Raw genomic sequence first — 17351 nt, 5'->3', positions numbered from 1 at the left:
GGAAAAGAGGCTCAGGCCATTCCCTCGAGCAGCTGACGGAGGTGGTAGTCCTGACACAAGTGCCGCCGTCGTCCGCCTTTAAAAGCCGCGACGCCCCCAAACCGCTGGTTGGGGGCGTCGCGGGTGAGGATCAGGAGGCTTCGGGAATCTCGAGCCACTGGTACCAGCCACGGTGCAGCACGAGCCAGGCCATGAGCCCGTACCCGGCCTGACCGGGATGGCCAGCATTGACCGCCAGATCATTGCGCCACTGCTCATGGTTCTGTAAAGGTGTGAAGGTATCCACATAGTGGTGCTTGCGGCGCGTGGTCACGTCGGCAAAGGCGGTGTTGAGCTCGGCCAGCTTGCGATTCAGCGCCGGATCCAACGACGGGGGAGGGCCCACCACGAAAACCGGAATGTTCAGCTGCGTGGCCCCGTCGAGAATGTTGGCCAGATTCAGGCGGCTGCGTGCCGTCGAGAGACCATATTCAATGTCGCGCCCCGACAGGCCGATGACGAGCCGATTCTCATGGAAGTCATCAAAACGCCGTCCGGCCTCGTGCAACCAGCGCCCGGCCAAGGCCTCAGTGCCTTCTTTCGGAGCGGCGAGCACAAAGGATTCGACGCTCACGTGCTCTGCAGGGGTACGCGCTAGTACACGGCCCAGCCAGCCGAGCGCGCGAGGATCGCCCGCGCCGGCTACCAATTCATCGCCGACAGATACTATTCGCAGTTCCCGCTTCTCCACGGAACCCCTCTTCTTTGATCACGGTGGAAGTCAAATAAAAGATGCCCGGCCTGATAGTGCAGACCGGGCATCAGTGGTGCATTAGTTACGTTCGAAAGCCTGCTTGACCAGCAAAGTCAGCTCGACTGCGTGGTTCTTTGCCGATCCCGTTGCCGTGGCAGCAGAGGCGGGGCGTGAAATACGGCCCAGCTTCTTGTCCAGCTCGGGGGCTAGGTTCAGACCCATGAACGGCCACGGACCCTGGTTAGCGGGTTCGTCCTGTGCCCACACGATCTCCGCGTTCGGGTACTTGGCCAGCTCGGCCTTGATCTCATCGAGCGGGAGCGGGTACAGCTGCTCGACGCGGATGATGGCTACCTTGGTGTCCCCGGCCTTGTCGCGAGCTGCGAGGAGGTCGTAGTACAGGCGGCCGGAAACCAACAAGACGCGATCGACGGCGTTGTTGTCCAGGGCTGCATGCTCGGCGATGACCGGGCGGAATCCACCTGAGGTGAAGTCCTCCACCGAGGAAGCTGCGGCCTTCAGGCGCAACAGCTGCTTCGGGGTGAAGATGATCAACGGCTTGCGCGGACGGCTGTAAGCCTGACGACGCAAGAGGTGGAAGTGCGAGGCCGGAGTTGTCGGGTTAGCGACAATCATGTTTTCTTCGGCACACATCTGCATGAAGCGTTCGATGCGAGCCGAAGAGTGGTCCGGGCCCTGGCCTTCGTAGCCGTGCGGCAACATGAGTACCAGCGAAGAGTGCTGGCCCCACTTCTGCTCAGCGGAGGAGACGAATTCGTCGATGACGGTCTGCGCGCCGTTGACGAAGTCACCGAACTGAGCTTCCCACACAACCAAGGCGTCCGGGCGCTCAACGGAGTAACCGTATTCGAACGCCATGGCAGCGTATTCGCTGAGCAGGGAATCGTAGATCCACAGCTTGGCCTGGCTGTCGCTGAGTTCCGTCAGCGGGCACCAGACGTCACCGTTGGTGCGGTCGTGGAAGACCGCGTGACGCTGCACAAAGGTGCCGCGGCGGGAGTCCTGACCGGCCATACGGACGGGGACGCCTTCCATCAAGAGCGAACCAAAGGCGCTGAGCTCGCCGAAGCCCCAGTCGATACCACCCTCGCGAGACATGGCCTCACGCTTTTCCAGCAGCGGCTGGAGCTTGTGGTGAACCGTGAATCCTTCGGGAACGGCCAGGTGGGCAGCACCAATGTGGGCCAGAGTTGCCGCGCTGATGGCGGTGACTCGGGGATCGTTGACGCCCGAGTCGGCCTGCTGCGCGATGGGGCGCTCCAAGCCGGACACAGCCTGGGCATCCTTCGTGATGACCGGGATGGGTGAGGTCTGAGCTGCATGCGTTTCCGCAAAGACGCGTTCCAGGCGTTCCTGGTAGTCGCGCAGCAGCTGCGTGGCTTCCTCTTCGGTGATGTCGCCACGGCCGATGAGAGCCTCGGTGTAGAGGCGACGCACGGAGCGCTTGGCCTCGATGAGGTTGTACATCAGCGGCTGGGTCATCGAGGGATCGTCACCCTCGTTGTGGCCACGACGGCGGTAGCACACCATGTCGATGACAACGTCCTTGCGGAAGCGCTGCTGGAACTGGTATGCCAACTGAGCCGTGCGGACTACAGCCTCGGGGTCGTCACCGTTCACGTGGAAGACGGGGGCCTGAATCATCTTGGCCACGTCGGTGGAGTACACCGAGGAGCGGGATGAGGAAGGAGCCGTCGTGAAGCCAACCTGGTTGTTGACCACGATGTGAATGGTTCCACCCGTGCGGTAACCGCGCAGCTGGGACAGGTTCAAGGTCTCAGCGACAACACCCTGACCGGCGAAGGCGGCGTCACCGTGCACCATGACGGGCAGAACGGGGAAGTTCTCGCCCTGGTCCAGACGATCCTGCTTGGCGCGCACGATGCCCTCGAGGACGCCGTCGACGGCTTCCAGATGTGAGGGGTTAGCGGCCAGGTAAACCTTGGTTTCGTTGCCGGCGTCAGATGTGAAGGTGCCTTCGGTGCCGAGGTGGTACTTCACGTCACCGGAGCCCTGGACGCTGCGGGTGTCCTGGGTACCTTCAAATTCGCGGAAGACCTGAGCGTAGGTCTTGCCGGCGATGTTGGTCAGGACGTTGAGGCGACCACGGTGGGCCATGCCGATAGCGACCTCGTCGAGTCCGTCGTCGGCTGCATCGGAGATGATGGAGTCAAGCAGCGGAATCAAGGATTCGCCACCTTCGAGGGAGAAGCGCTTCTGGCCCACAAACTTGGTCTGCAGGAACGTTTCGAACGCTTCTGCCGAGTTCAGCTTGGAGACGATGCGCAGCTGCTCTTCGCGGCTCGGCTTGGAGTACGGGTGCTCCAGTTCGTTCTGGAACCACTCACGCTGTTCCGGTTCCTGAATGTGCATGTATTCCACACCCGTGGTGCGGCAGTAGGCATCACGCAGTACGCCAAGGATGTCGCGCAGGAGAAGCTTGGACTTGCCGCCGAAGCCGCCGGTGGGCCATTCGCGGTCCAGATCCCACAGCGTCAGGCCGTAGGTGAGCACGTCCAGGTCGGGGTGCTTGCGCTGCACGAATTCCAACGGGTCGGTGTCGGCCATGAGGTGGCCACGAACCCGGTAGGAGTGGATGAGCTGCTGAATGCGAGCAACCTTGTTGATCTCGTCAGCCGGGTCAACCTGGAGATCCAAGCTCCAGCGAACGGGCTCGTAGGGGATGCGCAGAGATTCAAAGATCTCATCGTAGAAGTTCTCAGCACCGAGCAACAGCTGGTGGACCTTCTTCAGAAATTCACCGGAACCGGCACCCTGGATGACGCGGTGGTCATAGGTGGAGGTCAGCGTCAGAATCTTGGAGATGGCGTTCTGGGCGATGATCTTGGCGCTGGCACCCTGGTACTCGGCCGGGTAGTCCAGCGAGCCGACGCCGATGATGGCTGCCTGGCCCTTGGAGAGACGCGGAACGGAGTGCACGGTGCCGATGCCACCGGGGTTGGTCAGGGAAACCGTGGTGCCGGAGTGGTCATCGGCGGTGAGCTTACCAGCGCGGGCGCGCTTGATAAGGTCCTCGTAGGTGTGCCAGAACTCGGCGAAGTTCATGGTCTCGGCGCGCTTGATGTTCGGCACCATGAGCAGACGCGTGCCATCAGGCTTGGGCATGTCAATGGCAATGCCAAAGTTCACATGCGGCGGCTGCACGGCGACAGGCTTGCCGTCGATCTCGTCGTAGTAGACGTTCATGGACGGGAAGGCGGCCAGGGCCCTGATGACGGCGTAACCGATCAGGTGCGTGAAAGAAACCTTGCCGCCACGAGCGCGGGCCAGATTAGAGTTGATGACAACACGGTTGTCGATGAGCAGCTTGGCCGGGATGGCACGAACGCTCGTTGCGGTAGGAACTTCAAGGCTCGAGACCATGTTGGCCGCGATGGCCTTGGCCGGTCCACGCAGAACAGTCTTCACTGACTCTTCCGGGACTGACTTGTCCTTAGCGGTTTTAGGCAACTGCGCCGGGATGGGCGTCGCGCCGGTGCGAGCCGCATCCTTTGCCGGTGCCGGCGGGCGGGGGGCTGCCGGTGCCTTAGGTGCCGCGGTGGGAGCCGCCGGAACAGCGGCAGCGGGGGCCGCCGTCGTGCTGGGGGCAGCTACGGCCGGGGTCGGAGTGGCCACAACCGGGATCTGGGCGGTGACCGGAGCTGAATTATTTGCGGTATGGCGACCGTTTCCTGCTGCATCCTCTGCAGCGAAACCTTCAAAGAGTGGCCACCATTTTGCATCTACCGCATTCTTATCGCTCTGGTAGCGCTCGTACAGTTCATCGACGAGCCACTCGTTGCCGCCAAATTCTTCTGGTAGACGGTGGATGGATTGCTCTGGCACGTGTGTTACGCCTCTTCCATGAGTTCTTGTTGCCTACTAAGCCCAGTTGACATTGTCGGCAGCACCGAAACTATTTCGCGGATGCTGACGGCGCAACTTGCGTAGCCTTTTCGAAGGATGATGGGGGTCCAAGAAACCCCTTCCGTGTCAAGTCTAGTAAGCAAGTTGGCCTCTAAGCCAATCTAAGTCCCGGCGCGCCCCATGTTATGGAGAAAAAGACTGATTTTTGCGGTGAATGACAGGGCTACGTGGTTAGACTCATTCGCGTACGGGCCCACTGGGGTTTGCTACTGCCGGACCACAGCCTCGATGTTTTCCCGCCGGAATCTTCACGAGGGCGACCAAGTCCACGCTATCTAAGGGAGTGCCATGCGTTTTCTCAACCAGCCAGCCACAGACCTGACGTACTCGGATGTGTTTCTGGTGCCCTCGCATTCCACCGTGACCTCGCGCCTAGATGTCGACCTCTCCAGCGGCGATGCAACAGGCACCACCATTCCTTTGGTTGTCGCGAATATGACGGCGGTGTCCGGAAAACGGATGGCCGAGACGGTGGCCCGACGCGGCGGCATGGCCATTTTGCCCCAAGATATTCCCCTCGAGGTGCTGCGCTCCGTCAGTGAATGGGTCAAACAGCGGGACGCCCTCTACGAGACTCCGCTCTTCCTTGGGGCGTCGGACACCGTCATCGATGCTGTGCACCTCATGAGCAAGCGCCCCCATAACGCCGTCGTCGTGGTGGAGGGCAAGAAATTTTTGGGCCTAGTGCGCGGCTCTGACTGCGAAGGGGTGGACCGTTTCTCATCCTTGGCCTCCGTCATGCGCTCCAATGTCGTCAGCTTAGATGCTGCTCCCTTTGACCTGATCCGGGTGCAGGCCGATTCCGGTGCCCTCGACTTTGCTGCAGCGAAACGGCAAACGGATGAGGCGTTGCGGGCCGCGTTTGCCGCGCTAGATGTCGCGGGGACCGACTATGCCCCCGTCCTGCGCGACGGTGAGGTGGCAGGTGTTCTGACCCGGACCGGTGCATTGCGTTCCACGATTTATCAGCCAGCCTTGGACGCTGCCGGACGCCTGCGCCTCGGCGTCGCTGTTGGCATCAACGGTGACGTGGCAGCAAAGACCGCCGCCTTGCTCGAGTTTGGCGTGGACGCCCTCGTGGTGGATACCGCCCACGGGCATCAGCAAAAAATGTTGGAGGCACTCAAGGCAGTCCGCTCCCTCTCGCCCTCCGTCCCCGTGGCGGCCGGCAATGTGGTCAGCGCTGCCGGAGTGCGCGACCTCGTGGCTGCCGGCGCCGATATCATCAAGGTGGGTGTTGGTCCGGGCGCCATGTGCACCACGCGCATGATGACGGCTGTGGGTCGGCCACAGTTCTCTGCTGTGTTGGAATGTTCGACGGCGGCCGCCGAGTTGGGTGCCCATGTGTGGGCCGACGGTGGTGTCCGATACCCGCGCGATGTGGCCCTAGCACTGGCGGCCGGCGCCAGTCAGGTCATGATCGGCTCGTGGTTCGCCGGAACTTATGAAAGCCCTGGAGATCTGCTCTCCGATGCGGGCGGACGGCTGTACAAGGAAAGCTTCGGCATGGCTTCGGCCCGCGCCGTGCAGAACCGGACCTCCTCGGAGGGTGCCTTCGAGCGTGCCCGCAAGGGCTTGTTTGAGGAAGGCATCTCCACCTCCAAGATGTACCTCGACCCGGCACGTCCGGGAGTCGAGGATCTCTTGGACATGATTACCGCCGGGCTGCGCAGTTCCTTCACCTACGCCGGTGCGGCGTCGTTGGCGGAATTCCGCGAGCGGTCCATCGTGGGCGTACAGTCCGCGGCCGGATACGAGGAAGGCCGGCCACTGCCCCAAAGCTGGTGAGCGGGGAAGGCTAGTTAGCCTTAGTCTCTCGGTAATCCTGGATGGAGGCGTTAAAACGGTGCAGTAGTTCCGCGAACGTCGTCACATCTTCATCCGACCATTCCTCCATGACGTTTTCAAGGGACTTGACGGCGTGATCACGTACGTCCTTGAGTCGGGCTTCCCCGAGAGGGGTCAGTATGAACTTACGTGCGATGCTGCCCGTGGGGTCGATCGTGCGCTCCAGCAAACCGTCGTGGATAGCCACCGTGGTCTGTCGCTGCAGGGTAGAAACATCCCTGTGGAACGCTTGACTGAGCTCGGCGATCGACATGGGACCCTGTGCATGGATCCGACTTAAGAGCAGATACACGCTGCGATCGAGCTTGTCTCCATTCTTAAACTGAGCCACCGTATAACGGCCCAGTAGCATCTGCTGATGCTCAATCTCTTCAATCTTCGCGATGCGGCGTTTCGTCATTTCAACGACCCTATCAGCTACTTTCGGCCCGCCTTTGGAATGTACAATGAATATTCTGTGTACTCTACACATTCATTCTTGAAAGGACCCAGTGGCCAAAGTAACTAAGGCTGTCAACCCCCGATTAGCGGTAGGAGTGCTCGCATCCGCTGGCATCACCGCTTCTATTACACAGACCATGGTCACACCGTTGATCCCGCTGTTCCCGGGCATCTTCGAGACCTCGGCATCCAATACCGCATGGATCATCACGGCAACACTTCTTGCAGGAGCCGTGGCCGTGCCGATCTCCGGCCGCTTGGGTGACTTGTTTGGTAAGCGCCGCATGATTCTCATTCTGGCCATTCCCCTGATCCTGGGCGCTATCATCTGCGCCTTTGCGCCATCGGTGCAGCTCATGATCGTGGGTCGTGCCCTGCAGGGTCTGGGTTCGGGCATGGTGCCCTTGGGTATTGCCATGTTGCGAGACCTGGTTCCCAGGGAACGTCTTGCCGCGGCCATTGCCACGGTCAGTGCGACGCTGGGTGTCGGTGGCGCCATCGGTATGCCGATCGCCGCCGGTGTCGTGGAGTTCTCGAACTGGCGGGTCTTGTTCCTGGGAAGTGCTGTTATCACCCTCCTCGTGGCCTTGGCCATCTGGAAGTTCATTCCGGCCATGGCTGCCGGAGCCGCCGGTCAGCGTTTCGATGGCCTCGGTGCCGTCGGCCTGACGATCGGTTTGGTCTCCTTGATCCTTGCCGTCTCTCAGGGCGCCAACTGGGGCTGGTCCTCGGCCCTGACGCTGGGCCTGTTTGCCCTGGCCGCCGTTTCTCTCGTGCTGTGGGGCCTATGGGAATCACGCACCAAGGATCCGCTGGTTGATCTGCGCACCGCCGTCATCCCGCGCGTTCTCCTGACGAACATCGCCTCGATCTTTGTTGGCTTCGGCATGTACGCGTCCATGTTGGTCATGCCGCAGATTCTGCAGATGCCCACGTCCACCGGTTATGGATTGGGTCAGTCGATCCTTGCCGCTGGCATGTGGATGGCTCCGGCCGGTTTGATGATGATGTTCCTATCACCCATGGGTGGACGCCTGACCGATGCCAAGGGGCCAAAGTTCACGCTGGTTCTGGGTGTCTGCATCATCGCCGCGGGCTACGTCGTTGGCCTGCTCGGCATGGGAAGCACCTGGGGCCTGCTGGTCACCGGTCTTGTCATCAACAGCGGGCTGGCCTTTGCCTACGGCGCCATGCCGGCGCTCATCATGGGCTCCGTTCCCATGAGCGAAACGGCTGCCGCCAACGGCTTCAACGCCTTGATGCGTTCACTTGGAACGACCATCGGCGCCGCCGTGATCGGTCTGGTCCTGGCTCAGATGACCATCGACTTCCATGGAGTCGTTATACCTTCCGAAACCGGATTCCGCATGGCCCTGATCCTCGGTGGAGGCATCTCGGTGCTCGCCGCTATCCTGGCCGCGTTCATCCCGGCCGTCGCCAAGAACCAGGCGACAACAGCGGTAGTTCTGGACCAAGAAAAGGTCTCGGCAAGCTAAGGCAAGATCCGTTGTACCTCTAGGCTCTCGTGCCGGCAGTTGGCTGCTGGCACGGGGGCCTTTTTGTTACTCATCAGCTGGGGACAGCGGCAGGGCCGGTGGATCCTCGGATCGTGAGGTGAGTTGGCAGCACAGACTGCTGCCGGGGGAGTGTGCCGAGCGTGGGATTGATCTGGCTCAACAACATCGTGACGGCCACACGCCCTGCCTGTTCAACGGGGGCCGTCACGGTCGTCAGCGGCGGGCTGCAGAAGTCGGCCCCAAAAATATCGTCACATCCTACGATGCTGATATCTTGCGGAACACGGACGCCGCGGGCTTGCAGACGCTGGAGCATGCCAATAGCAATGAGGTCATTGAAGACGATTCCAGCGGTTGCCCCAGAGTGCACGAGGGCATCCGCAGCGGCAGCTCCGGCGTACGTCCGAGGAGCAAAAGGCCCCAGCTTCAAGACCTCCACGCCACGTTCCTTGGCCGCAGCATTCAAGGCCTCCCAACGGCGGATATTGGAGTTCGACGACGCTGGCCCGCCCAGGTAGGCAATCTGCGAATGGCCTAGGGAAATGAGGTGGTCAAGAGCCTGATTTGTGGCGGTGGGGGTGTCCAGAATGACTGAAGGGATGCCTGTGACCTGGCGGTTGATCGTCACCAAAGGCATCTTGGTTGCGGACAGCGTCAGCGCCTCTTCGCTGAGGCGCGAGGCCGTCAGAATCACGCCGTCGGCCGTCTGCAACATTTGCTCGATGCTATTGGCTTCCACCTCCTCGGACTCTTCCGTGTCCACGAGGAGCTGGGTGTAACCGGCAGCCTTGAGTTGCAACTGTGTGCCCCGGATGATGTCGAAATAAAACGGGTTTGTAATATCGGCAACGAGCACCGCGACAGCCTTCGTACGGCCCGAACTAAGCGCCTTGGCCTGGGCGTTGGGAATGTACTTGAGTTCAGCTGCGGCGGCCTCGATGCGTGCTCGCGTGCGGAAATTGACGCGGCCTGGCGTGGAAAGGGCGCGTGACACCGTTGAGGCGGCGACGCCGGAAAGCGCGGCGACGTCGTGAATAGTGGCAGGCTTCCCGGCGGCAGCGTTAAAACCGCTGCTGGAGGTGCTGGGGGGAGCACTCATGAGGCACGTCCTTGTGATGAGGCGAGTGGGCGCCGTTCGGCACCAACGCTAAAAATGTGATGGACAGCACTGTCCTTAGCCGCAAGAATACGGTTTTTGGCTAGAAATGGCAATCGGTTGTCAAAAAGTTGTTTCGGGACTAAACTTTTCACAATAGCCATTGTGTGAAGTGAGTCACGGTACGCGGCGTCCCTCATGGGTCCCGCTGGTCCGAAAGCATCGCGCAACGACAAACCACTTGGAGGAATTCCCATGAGCAGCGCACAAAAACCCACCTGGATCCTTTCTGGATTTGGCGATGAAATTGATCCGGATCCGAAAATTCAGGCGGCCGTCATGCTGTCCTTGGGTGCCTCGCACATTGAGGTGCGCAGCGCTTGGGGCGTCAATGTAGTGGAACTCGATGACGCTCAGGTTGCCGAGCTGAAGAGCGTCCTCGACGCGTCAGGCCTAAAGGTCTCTGCCGTCGCCAGTCCTATCGGCAAGGTAGACATCAGCCTGCCCGCCGCTCACGAGGTAGGCCGCCTGCGCCGCATCATCGAGGTCACCAAGGCACTCGACGCTCGCTACATTCGCATGTTCTCCTACTTCCGGGCAGCCGACCAGAGCCCCGAGGATATTCGCGACGCCGTCATGGAGCGCATGACACTGCTCGCCGCAGAAGCTGAAAAAGCAGGCGTCATCTTGATCCACGAAAACGAAAAAGACATCTACGGCGATACCCCCGAGCGTGTCCTGGACCTTCTGGAAACCGTCAACTCGCCGGCCCTGCGGGCAGCCTGGGACAACGCCAACTTTGTGCAGGTCGGCGTCAAGCCCTTCACCGATGCTTACGCCATGCTGCGCCCCTACCTGGACTACCTTCAGGTCAAGGACGCCATTGCCGGCAGTGGTGAAGTAGTCCCCACGGGTCAGGGCGACGGTCAGCTCGTGGAAACCCTCACGGCCCTGAGCGAGGATGGCTACACGGGCTTTGCCTCCTTGGAACCGCACCTGGCCGCGCAGCATGAACTGGGTGGATTCTCCGGCCCGGCTGCCTTCGGTGAGGCCGCCCGCGCCTTCCGCTCGGCAACCGACGCCATCGGCATCACGCTGGCCTAAGTTGTCCGCTCTGGTTCGCGCGCAGCGATGCGCGCGAACCAGAGCTCGTTAAGGTCCTTTAATGTTCTTCCCCGACAAAGGAGTCATCATGCCCAGAGTTGCCATTATTGGTTGCGGAGACGTAGCCACCGTCCATTTCGAAGCACTTGCCGCCATTGCTGGCGCAGAGCTGGTGGCCGTCTGCGACACCGATCCGGAACGCTTGGCAGCCGCCGTGGCGGCGCACAATGTTCCGGGGTACGCGGATGTAGCGACGCTGCTGGATGAGGTGAGCCTCGACGTCGTACATATTTGCACGCCGCACCATCAGCACGCAGATCCGGCCATCGCAGCGCTGGAACGTGGCGTGAATGTCATCAGCGAAAAGCCTCTGGCGAGTACCTTGGCCGACGGCGAACGGCTGGCTGCCGCCGCGGCGGCCAGCACCGCCCGGATCGGGATTTGCTTCCAAAACCGCTACAACCAGGCGGTACAGGCCATGGCTCAGCGACTCAAGGACGGCGAATTTGGCGCCATCTTGGGCGGCTCCGGAACTGTCATGTGGCACCGGGACGCCTCGTACTATGAGAATCGTCCGTGGCGGGGGAGCTGGGTTGGCGGCGGTGGTGGCTTGCTGATGAATCAAGCCATCCACACCCTCGATCTGCTGCAGTGGATGATGGGGGAGGTGCGCTCGGTCGCCGGGCATGCCGCCACCCATGCGTTGGGCGAGACGATTGAGGTGGAGGACACTGCCGAGATCGTGCTGACGCATGACAACGGGGTGCGCAGCGTTTTCTATGCCACCCTGGCGAACTCCGTCAACGCACCGATCACGGTGGACATCGTTGCCGAGAAGGCCACCTTGCAGCTGCGTGGTGACCTACTCATTACGCACGACGACGGTCGGGTGGAAGTTATCGAGGAACGTCGTGCCGCGTCGGGCGGGCGCGACTACTGGGGTGTTTCGCACCAGCTGTACATTGCCGACTTCTATGCCCAGCTTGACCAGGAGGGTCCGTTCTGGATTGACCCTGCCGAGGCACTCAAGACGCTGCGCATCATCAAGGACGTTTATGCCCAAAGCTACCCGGAGCGTCTTGTCCACGTCGCCTGAGCTCCTGTTCCACTGAGGGTCGATGGCAATTGATTGTTATCTTTCACAACAATCAATTGCCATCTCTAGGGCATTAAAAATCCCCTAGATTGCAAGCGTCTATCTCGCGTAGGTAACAAATTACGGCATTTCATGACAATCGGTTGCCAAATGATTGCAAGGGCAGTAGCGTGTTCCTTACAACATCAAATGTGGCGCGCGACACATTGATTTTTGAATGATCCTCATCCCTTATGAACCAAGGAGCCAACAATGAAGTTTGGTCCAAAATCCACAGTCATGGCCATCCTCACGGCCGCGGCGCTTGCCCTCACCGCTTGCGGTGGTGGCGGTACGAGCACTAACGGCGGCGCAGCTACCACCACGCTGACGATCGGCCTGTTGCAGGACCTCGTGTCCTTCGAACCAGCTGATGCCCACATCGGTCACACGATGCCGTACTACCAGGCCGTTTATGACACCTTGATCCTTCGCGCACCTGACGGAGAGCTCAAGCCCATGATTGCCGAATCATGGGAGTACAACGCTGAGAACACCGTCTTGACCCTCAAGCTGCGCACCGACGTCACCTTCAATGATGGCGCAAAGCTTGACGCAACAGCCGTCAAGGCAAACCTCGACCACTTCAAGAAGGCCAAGGGTCGCGACGCTTACCAGGTCGCATCGCTGGAGAGCGTGGCCGTGGTTGATCCCGCCACCGTGGCCGTCACCCTGAGCGAGCCGGACCCGGCCTTCACGTACTACCTGAGCCTGGCCGCCGGCCTGATGGGTAGCCCCGCAGCACTGGGCACCACGGGCATCAAGACGGTTCCGGCAGGATCTGGTCCTTACGAACTGGATACCACCAACACGGTGAAGGGCTCACAATACGTCTTCACCAAGCGCGCCAATTACTGGAACAAGGACCTGCAGAAGTTTGACAAGGTCACCATGAAGTTCCTCCAGGACGTGACGGCACGCACCAACGCCATTGTTTCCGGTCAGGTGGATGCCACGCTGCTCGATCCCAAGACGTCCAAGCAGGCTGTGGCCGCCGGCTTGACCCTCACAACAAGCCAGGTTGACTGGCAGGGTCTGTTGCTCATGGACCGCGACGGCAAGGTCACCCCGGAACTGGCTAACCCCAAGGTCCGCCAGGCTATGAACTACGCCTTCGATCGCAAGACGATTCTCGAGCAGCAGTACCTGGGCGAAGGTACGCCCACCAACCAGGTCTTCGGCCCCGAAAGTGGAGCCTATGTTGACGAGTTGGATGGCAGCTACCCGTACGATCCCGCCAAGGCTAAGGCGCTCCTGGCAGAAGCAGGCTACCCCAACGGATTTGAGCTGAAGATTCCGACCATGACCGGCTTCGAAGCGATCACGGCAACCGTCCAGCAGCAGCTGGGCGACATCGGCATCAAGGTGCAGCTGGAAACCATTCCTGCTGCCAACTACGTGCCGGACCTGGCAGCAGCCAAGTACTCGGCAGCCGTCTTCAACCTGTACCAGGCAGAGCCCTGGGTTGCCATCAACCAGATGATTTCCACCTCCGCCTTGTACAACCCCTTCAAGTCAACGACGCCGGAATTGGCAACCATGATCGACGCTGTGCAGAACGGTGGCGAGCAGAGTGCCGAAAAGGCCAAGGACGTCAACAAGTACGTGACTGACAACGCCTGGTTTGTGCCGTTCTTCCGCCTCAACCAGATGTACTTGACGAACAAGAAGATCACTGTCGAGCCGCAGCTGCAGCAGGCAATCCCCTCGATCTACAACTACGCCCCCGCCAAGTAGCGGACCCAGCTCGTTGGGAGACGGAGCCCAATCCTCCGTCTCCCAACGTCCCCTTATCCTTCTGACCAGCGCACTGGAGCGACTGATGGTTACGTTTATATTGCGAAAGCTTGCCGCCGGCGTTGTTGTCTTGGCCGCAATCTCCTTCCTCACCTACTTCCTTCTCTACTTTTCCTCGGCCAACATCGCCCGAAACATCCTCGGTGAATTTGCCAGCCAGGAACAGGTTGCCGCCAAGGAAATCGAACTCGGCCTGGATCAGGCCCTCCTGCCACGCTTCTTTGCCTGGGCCGGACATGCACTGACCGGTGACCTTGGCACCTCGTGGTTCACCTCGGAGCCTGTAGCTCGAGCTCTCATGACACGCCTTCCGGTCACCTTGACCGTGGTCATCGTGTCCATCATTTTTATCGCGATTATTGCCACGGCCCTCGGCATGGCAGCCGCTGTGAAGCGCGGATGGATTGACAAGGCCGTACAGTCGGCCGCCGTCATCGGTGACGCGATCCCCAGCTTCGTCATGGCCATCATCTTGGTGACGGTCTTTGCCATTCAGCTCAAGCTCTTCCCGGCAACGAGCAGCATCTCACCGGACTCGGGCTCCGCGGCCTGGATCGCCTCCCTTGCGCTTCCTGTCCTGGCCATCGTCATCAACGGTGTGACCAGCGCGGCTCAACAGATCCGTAGTGCCGTCATCAAGCAGCTGGAAAAGGACTATGTCCGCACCCTGCGCAGCCGCGGCATCAGCGAACGCGAGATCTTGTTCAAGCACGTCCTGCGCAGTGCCGCGCCGGCCGGGCTGACCGTCTTGAGCCTGCAATTCATCGGCATGTTGGGTGGTGTCGTGATCATCGAGCAGATCTTCGCACTCCCCGGTATGGGCGCATTGGCCGTCCAATCCACCACCATGGGCGATATCCCGCTCGTCATGGGTGTGGTTCTTTACACCGTCGTCATCGTCATTATTGTCAACCTTTTGGTGGATCTCATCAACGGTTGGCTGAATCCCAAGGTGCGTGTCTCATGAGTGAAATCGAAGTCCTCGCCGATCAGAGCGACGTCGGACAAAAGGGGACCGTCGTCAGGTCCCATGTGATCAAGAAGATCCTCAAGAACCCCATGGGTCTGATCGCCGTCGGAATTTTGACCCTTGTGGTGCTTCTGGCCATCCTGGCCAATGTCCTGGCCCCCTTTGACCCGAACTTTGCCAACATTGGCAAGACCCTCGCAAACCCCGATTCCACGAACCTCCTCGGCACCGACAGCGTGGGTCGTGATGTGTGGAGCCGCCTGGTCTTTGGTGCCCGCACCACGCTGCTCTCGGCACTTCTCTGCGCCGCGGTGGCTGTGGGAATCGGCCTCCCCGCCGGTCTGATCGCTGGCTACTATGCCGGAAAGTTCGACGGCGTCGCCAACTGGGTGGTCAACATCCTCATGGCGCTGCCCGGCATCATCGTACTGTTGACGGTTCGTGCCGCCTTCGGCCCCTCCGTCTGGATCTCCATGGTCGCCTTCGGTATCTTGCTGAGCCCCGGCTACTTCCGACTGACCAGGACAGCCGTCCAGTCAGTCCGCAACGAACTCTATGTCGATGCCGCCCGAGTAGCTGGCCTGAGCGATGCCTCCATCATTGCTCGCCACATCTTCTCCGTGGTGCGTGCCCCCATCATCATCCAGACGGCGATCGTTTGCGGTGTAGCCATCAGCATTCAGTCTGGTCTGGAGTTCTTGGGCTTGGGTGATCCCACGGTTGCCACCTGGGGTGTCATGCTCAGCGAAGGCTTCAAGAACGTTTACCTCAACCCCACACTGTTGCTGTGGCCGGCCCTCGCTATCGGCCTAACCATCGGCGCCCTCGTGCTGCTGGGTAATGCGGTCCGTGACGCACTCGAAGATGCTGAGAAGATTAAGCCCGCCAAGCGTGGCTCCGTAGCAGCCTTGAACAGCCGTACGGCGCCTGGTCGCACCCAGAACGAAGCTGTTGCGGCAGGAACCGAGCACCACCTCGTCAAGGTCTCCCATCTTGGTGTTGGCTACCCGCAGGCGGATGGCTCCGTCAAGAAGGTCGTTGACGATGTGTCCTTCCACGTTGATCGTGGTGAGGTGCTGGGCATTGTGGGAGAGTCCGGATCGGGCAAGTCCCAGACCGCATTCTCGATCTTAGGGCTCTTGCCCGAGGCCGCCCGCATCGTGGGCGGTAGCATCCAGTTCGATGGTAAGTACACGGTTGCCCCCACGGATGACAGCGTCAGCCAGAGTCGCTTGAGCGAATTCCGCGGCAAGAGGATTTCCTACATTCCGCAGGAACCCATGAGCAACCTGGACCCGGCCTTCACGATCGGGCACCAGCTCGTCACCCCTATGGTGCGCGTCCTGAAGATCTCAAAATCCGAAGCCAAGAAGCGGGCACTAAAACTGCTCGACGACGTCGGCATTCGGTTCCCCGAAAAGACCTTCAACGCTTATCCGCATGAGGTCTCCGGCGGTATGGCACAGCGTGTTCTCATCGCCGGCGCCATCAGCTGTGAGCCCGATCTGATCATCGCCGATGAGCCCACCACGGCACTCGATGTGACCGTTCAGGCAGATGTCTTGGACTTGATCCGCGATCTGCAAAAGAGCCTCAATGTTGGCGTCATCTTGGTGACGCACAACTTCGGCGTCGTGGCTGACCTGTGCGACCGGGTAGCGGTCATGCAGGACGGTCGCATGGTGGAAGAGGGCGATGTTCGCGAGATCCTCCGCAACCCACAGGACCCCTATACGCAAAAGCTGCTCGGCTCCATGCTTGAGGGCAAGGAACCCATGACCATGCTGGTGAGCGCCGGCGCAAGCGCCGGTGGCGCGGACAACGAGAAGGAGGCAGGACTGTGACACGCACCCAAGGTAAGCGATCCGCCGTCGAACCTCAGGGTGAGAACATCCTGACCGTTGACAATCTCGATGTGGAATACCCACTCAAGGGATTCCGCCGCAAGCCCTTCCGGGCCCTGACGGACATCAACATCCACATCAAACCAGGGGAGACCCTGGGGCTGGTGGGGGAGTCGGGCTCCGGCAAGACCACCCTGGGCCGGGCTATTCTTGGGCTCGCCCCGATCAGCAAGGGCACGGTGGTGTTTGAAGGTAACGACATCACGCAGGCGGATCGGAAGCAGCGCCGCTCCCTCGGTCGGGATCTGCAGGTAGTGTTCCAAGACCCGTACACCTCCTTGAACCCGTCGCTGGAGATTGGCGACATCCTCGCCGAGCCACTCGGTGTTCAGGGGCAATCGCCCGAAGCGGCCCGCAAGCGCGTGCGCGAATTGCTGGATCAGGTGGGCCTGCCCTCCGACGCCATCAACCGGCTGCCCCGCGAATTCAGTGGTGGACAGCGTCAGCGCATTGCTATCGCGAGGGCTCTGGCACTGTCGCCGAAGTTGATCGTGTGCGATGAGCCCGTCAGTGCCTTGGACCTCTCGACGCAGGCCGTCGTGTTGGATTTGTTCCTGCAGATCCAAAAGGACACAGGAGTTTCGTACCTGTTCGTCTCGCACGACCTGGACGTGGTGCGTCATATTAGCCACCGTGTTGCCGTCATGTACCACGGTGAAATCGTGGAGCAGGGCACAGCCGAACAAATCACTCGTGATCCGCAGCACCCCTACACCCAGCGGCTCCTGTTGGCGTCGCCGGTGCCGGATCCGGACCGTCAGGCCAAACGCCGCGACGAGCGACACGCGCTGCTGGAAGTCCAGCGGCTCGAAGAGGCGAGTACCTTGCCGGTGTCATAACCGTCGGAGAGTTTCACCC

The 17351-nt window shown here is 60.7% G+C and carries 12 protein-coding genes; 8 read left to right on the top strand and 4 right to left on the bottom strand.

What is annotated here, in order from left to right; translation table 11 throughout:
• Positions 1-130 precede the first annotated feature (130 nt).
• Together CVS30_RS03570 and CVS30_RS03565 are read right to left on the bottom strand one after the other, a co-directional pair.
• Entirely contained in the window at positions 131-730 is a 600-nt protein-coding gene (locus tag CVS30_RS03570) for a GDSL-type esterase/lipase family protein (protein WP_110483931.1), read from the bottom strand.
• An 81-nt stretch (positions 731-811) separates the two neighbouring features.
• A complete protein-coding gene (locus tag CVS30_RS03565; RefSeq protein WP_110483930.1) occupies positions 812-4600 on the bottom strand; it encodes a multifunctional oxoglutarate decarboxylase/oxoglutarate dehydrogenase thiamine pyrophosphate-binding subunit/dihydrolipoyllysine-residue succinyltransferase subunit in 3789 nt (1262 codons plus the stop codon).
• 369 nt (positions 4601-4969) lie between these two features.
• Here CVS30_RS03565 and guaB1 point away from each other — a divergent pair, with 369 nt between their 5' ends.
• Complete coding sequence (guaB1, locus tag CVS30_RS03560; RefSeq protein ID WP_110483929.1) at positions 4970-6469, top strand: GMP reductase; 1500 nt, start codon at positions 4970-4972, stop codon at positions 6467-6469.
• A gap of 10 nt (positions 6470-6479) precedes the next feature.
• On the opposite strand, the gene CVS30_RS03555 is transcribed toward guaB1, so the two are convergent.
• The gene (locus tag CVS30_RS03555; RefSeq protein ID WP_110483928.1) at positions 6480-6929 is read right to left on the bottom strand and encodes a MarR family winged helix-turn-helix transcriptional regulator; all 450 of its coding nucleotides are present in this window, start codon (positions 6927-6929) and stop codon (positions 6480-6482) included.
• 91 nt (positions 6930-7020) lie between these two features.
• On the opposite strand from CVS30_RS03555, the gene CVS30_RS03550 reads away from it, so the two are divergent.
• Positions 7021-8466, top strand: coding sequence for an MFS transporter (locus tag CVS30_RS03550; protein ID WP_220033855.1), 1446 nt, complete (start codon positions 7021-7023; stop codon positions 8464-8466).
• A 73-nt stretch (positions 8467-8539) separates the two neighbouring features.
• On the opposite strand, the gene CVS30_RS03545 is transcribed toward CVS30_RS03550, so the two are convergent.
• Positions 8540-9586: a LacI family DNA-binding transcriptional regulator gene (locus tag CVS30_RS03545; RefSeq protein ID WP_110483927.1), complete on the bottom strand. Its 1047-nt coding sequence runs from the start codon at positions 9584-9586 to the stop codon at positions 8540-8542.
• Positions 9587-9838: 252 nt separating this feature from the next.
• Here CVS30_RS03545 and CVS30_RS03540 point away from each other — a divergent pair, with 252 nt between their 5' ends.
• From CVS30_RS03540 to CVS30_RS03515, 6 genes are all read left to right on the top strand, one after another.
• A complete protein-coding gene (locus CVS30_RS03540) occupies positions 9839-10687 on the top strand; it encodes a sugar phosphate isomerase/epimerase family protein (RefSeq protein WP_110483926.1) in 849 nt (282 codons plus the stop codon).
• 88 nt (positions 10688-10775) lie between these two features.
• Positions 10776-11783, top strand: a complete 1008-nt coding sequence (locus CVS30_RS03535) for a Gfo/Idh/MocA family protein (protein ID WP_110483925.1) — start codon at positions 10776-10778, stop codon at positions 11781-11783.
• Positions 11784-12035: 252 nt separating this feature from the next.
• Complete coding sequence (locus CVS30_RS03530) at positions 12036-13559, top strand: ABC transporter substrate-binding protein (RefSeq protein ID WP_110483924.1); 1524 nt, start codon at positions 12036-12038, stop codon at positions 13557-13559.
• 85 nt (positions 13560-13644) lie between these two features.
• Positions 13645-14586 (top strand): ABC transporter permease, encoded by a 942-nt coding sequence (locus tag CVS30_RS03525; RefSeq protein WP_110483923.1) that lies wholly within the window; start codon positions 13645-13647, stop codon positions 14584-14586.
• Positions 14583-16433 carry a dipeptide/oligopeptide/nickel ABC transporter permease/ATP-binding protein gene (locus tag CVS30_RS03520; RefSeq protein WP_110483922.1) on the top strand — a complete coding sequence of 617 codons (1851 nt, stop codon included), beginning with the start codon at positions 14583-14585 and terminating at the stop codon, positions 16431-16433. Before CVS30_RS03525 ends, CVS30_RS03520 begins: the two co-directional genes overlap by 4 nt.
• Positions 16430-17332 (top strand): ATP-binding cassette domain-containing protein, encoded by a 903-nt coding sequence (locus CVS30_RS03515; protein WP_110483921.1) that lies wholly within the window; start codon positions 16430-16432, stop codon positions 17330-17332. Before CVS30_RS03520 ends, CVS30_RS03515 begins: the two co-directional genes overlap by 4 nt.
• The last annotated feature ends 19 nt before the right edge of the window (positions 17333-17351 follow it).

The organism is Arthrobacter psychrolactophilus, from assembly GCF_003219795.1.
In the GTDB taxonomy this organism is placed as follows: domain Bacteria; phylum Actinomycetota; class Actinomycetes; order Actinomycetales; family Micrococcaceae; genus Specibacter; species Specibacter psychrolactophilus.
This window is presented reverse-complemented; position numbering and strand designations above follow the sequence as displayed.

What these genes read in the sequence shown, in the direction of transcription:
- guaB1 (WP_110483929.1), top strand. Translation starts at nt 4,970, where the DNA reads ATGCGTTTTCTCAACCAGCCAGCCACAGACCTGACGTACTCGGATGTG.
- CVS30_RS03555 (WP_110483928.1), bottom strand. Translation starts at nt 6,929, where the DNA reads ATGACGAAACGCCGCATCGCGAAGATTGAAGAGATTGAGCATCAGCAG.
- CVS30_RS03545 (WP_110483927.1), bottom strand. Translation starts at nt 9,586, where the DNA reads ATGAGTGCTCCCCCCAGCACCTCCAGCAGCGGTTTTAACGCTGCCGCC.
- CVS30_RS03540 (WP_110483926.1), top strand. Translation starts at nt 9,839, where the DNA reads ATGAGCAGCGCACAAAAACCCACCTGGATCCTTTCTGGATTTGGCGAT.
- CVS30_RS03535 (WP_110483925.1), top strand. Translation starts at nt 10,776, where the DNA reads ATGCCCAGAGTTGCCATTATTGGTTGCGGAGACGTAGCCACCGTCCAT.
- CVS30_RS03530 (WP_110483924.1), top strand. Translation starts at nt 12,036, where the DNA reads ATGAAGTTTGGTCCAAAATCCACAGTCATGGCCATCCTCACGGCCGCG.
- CVS30_RS03525 (WP_110483923.1), top strand. Translation starts at nt 13,645, where the DNA reads ATGGTTACGTTTATATTGCGAAAGCTTGCCGCCGGCGTTGTTGTCTTG.
- CVS30_RS03520 (WP_110483922.1), top strand. Translation starts at nt 14,583, where the DNA reads ATGAGTGAAATCGAAGTCCTCGCCGATCAGAGCGACGTCGGACAAAAG.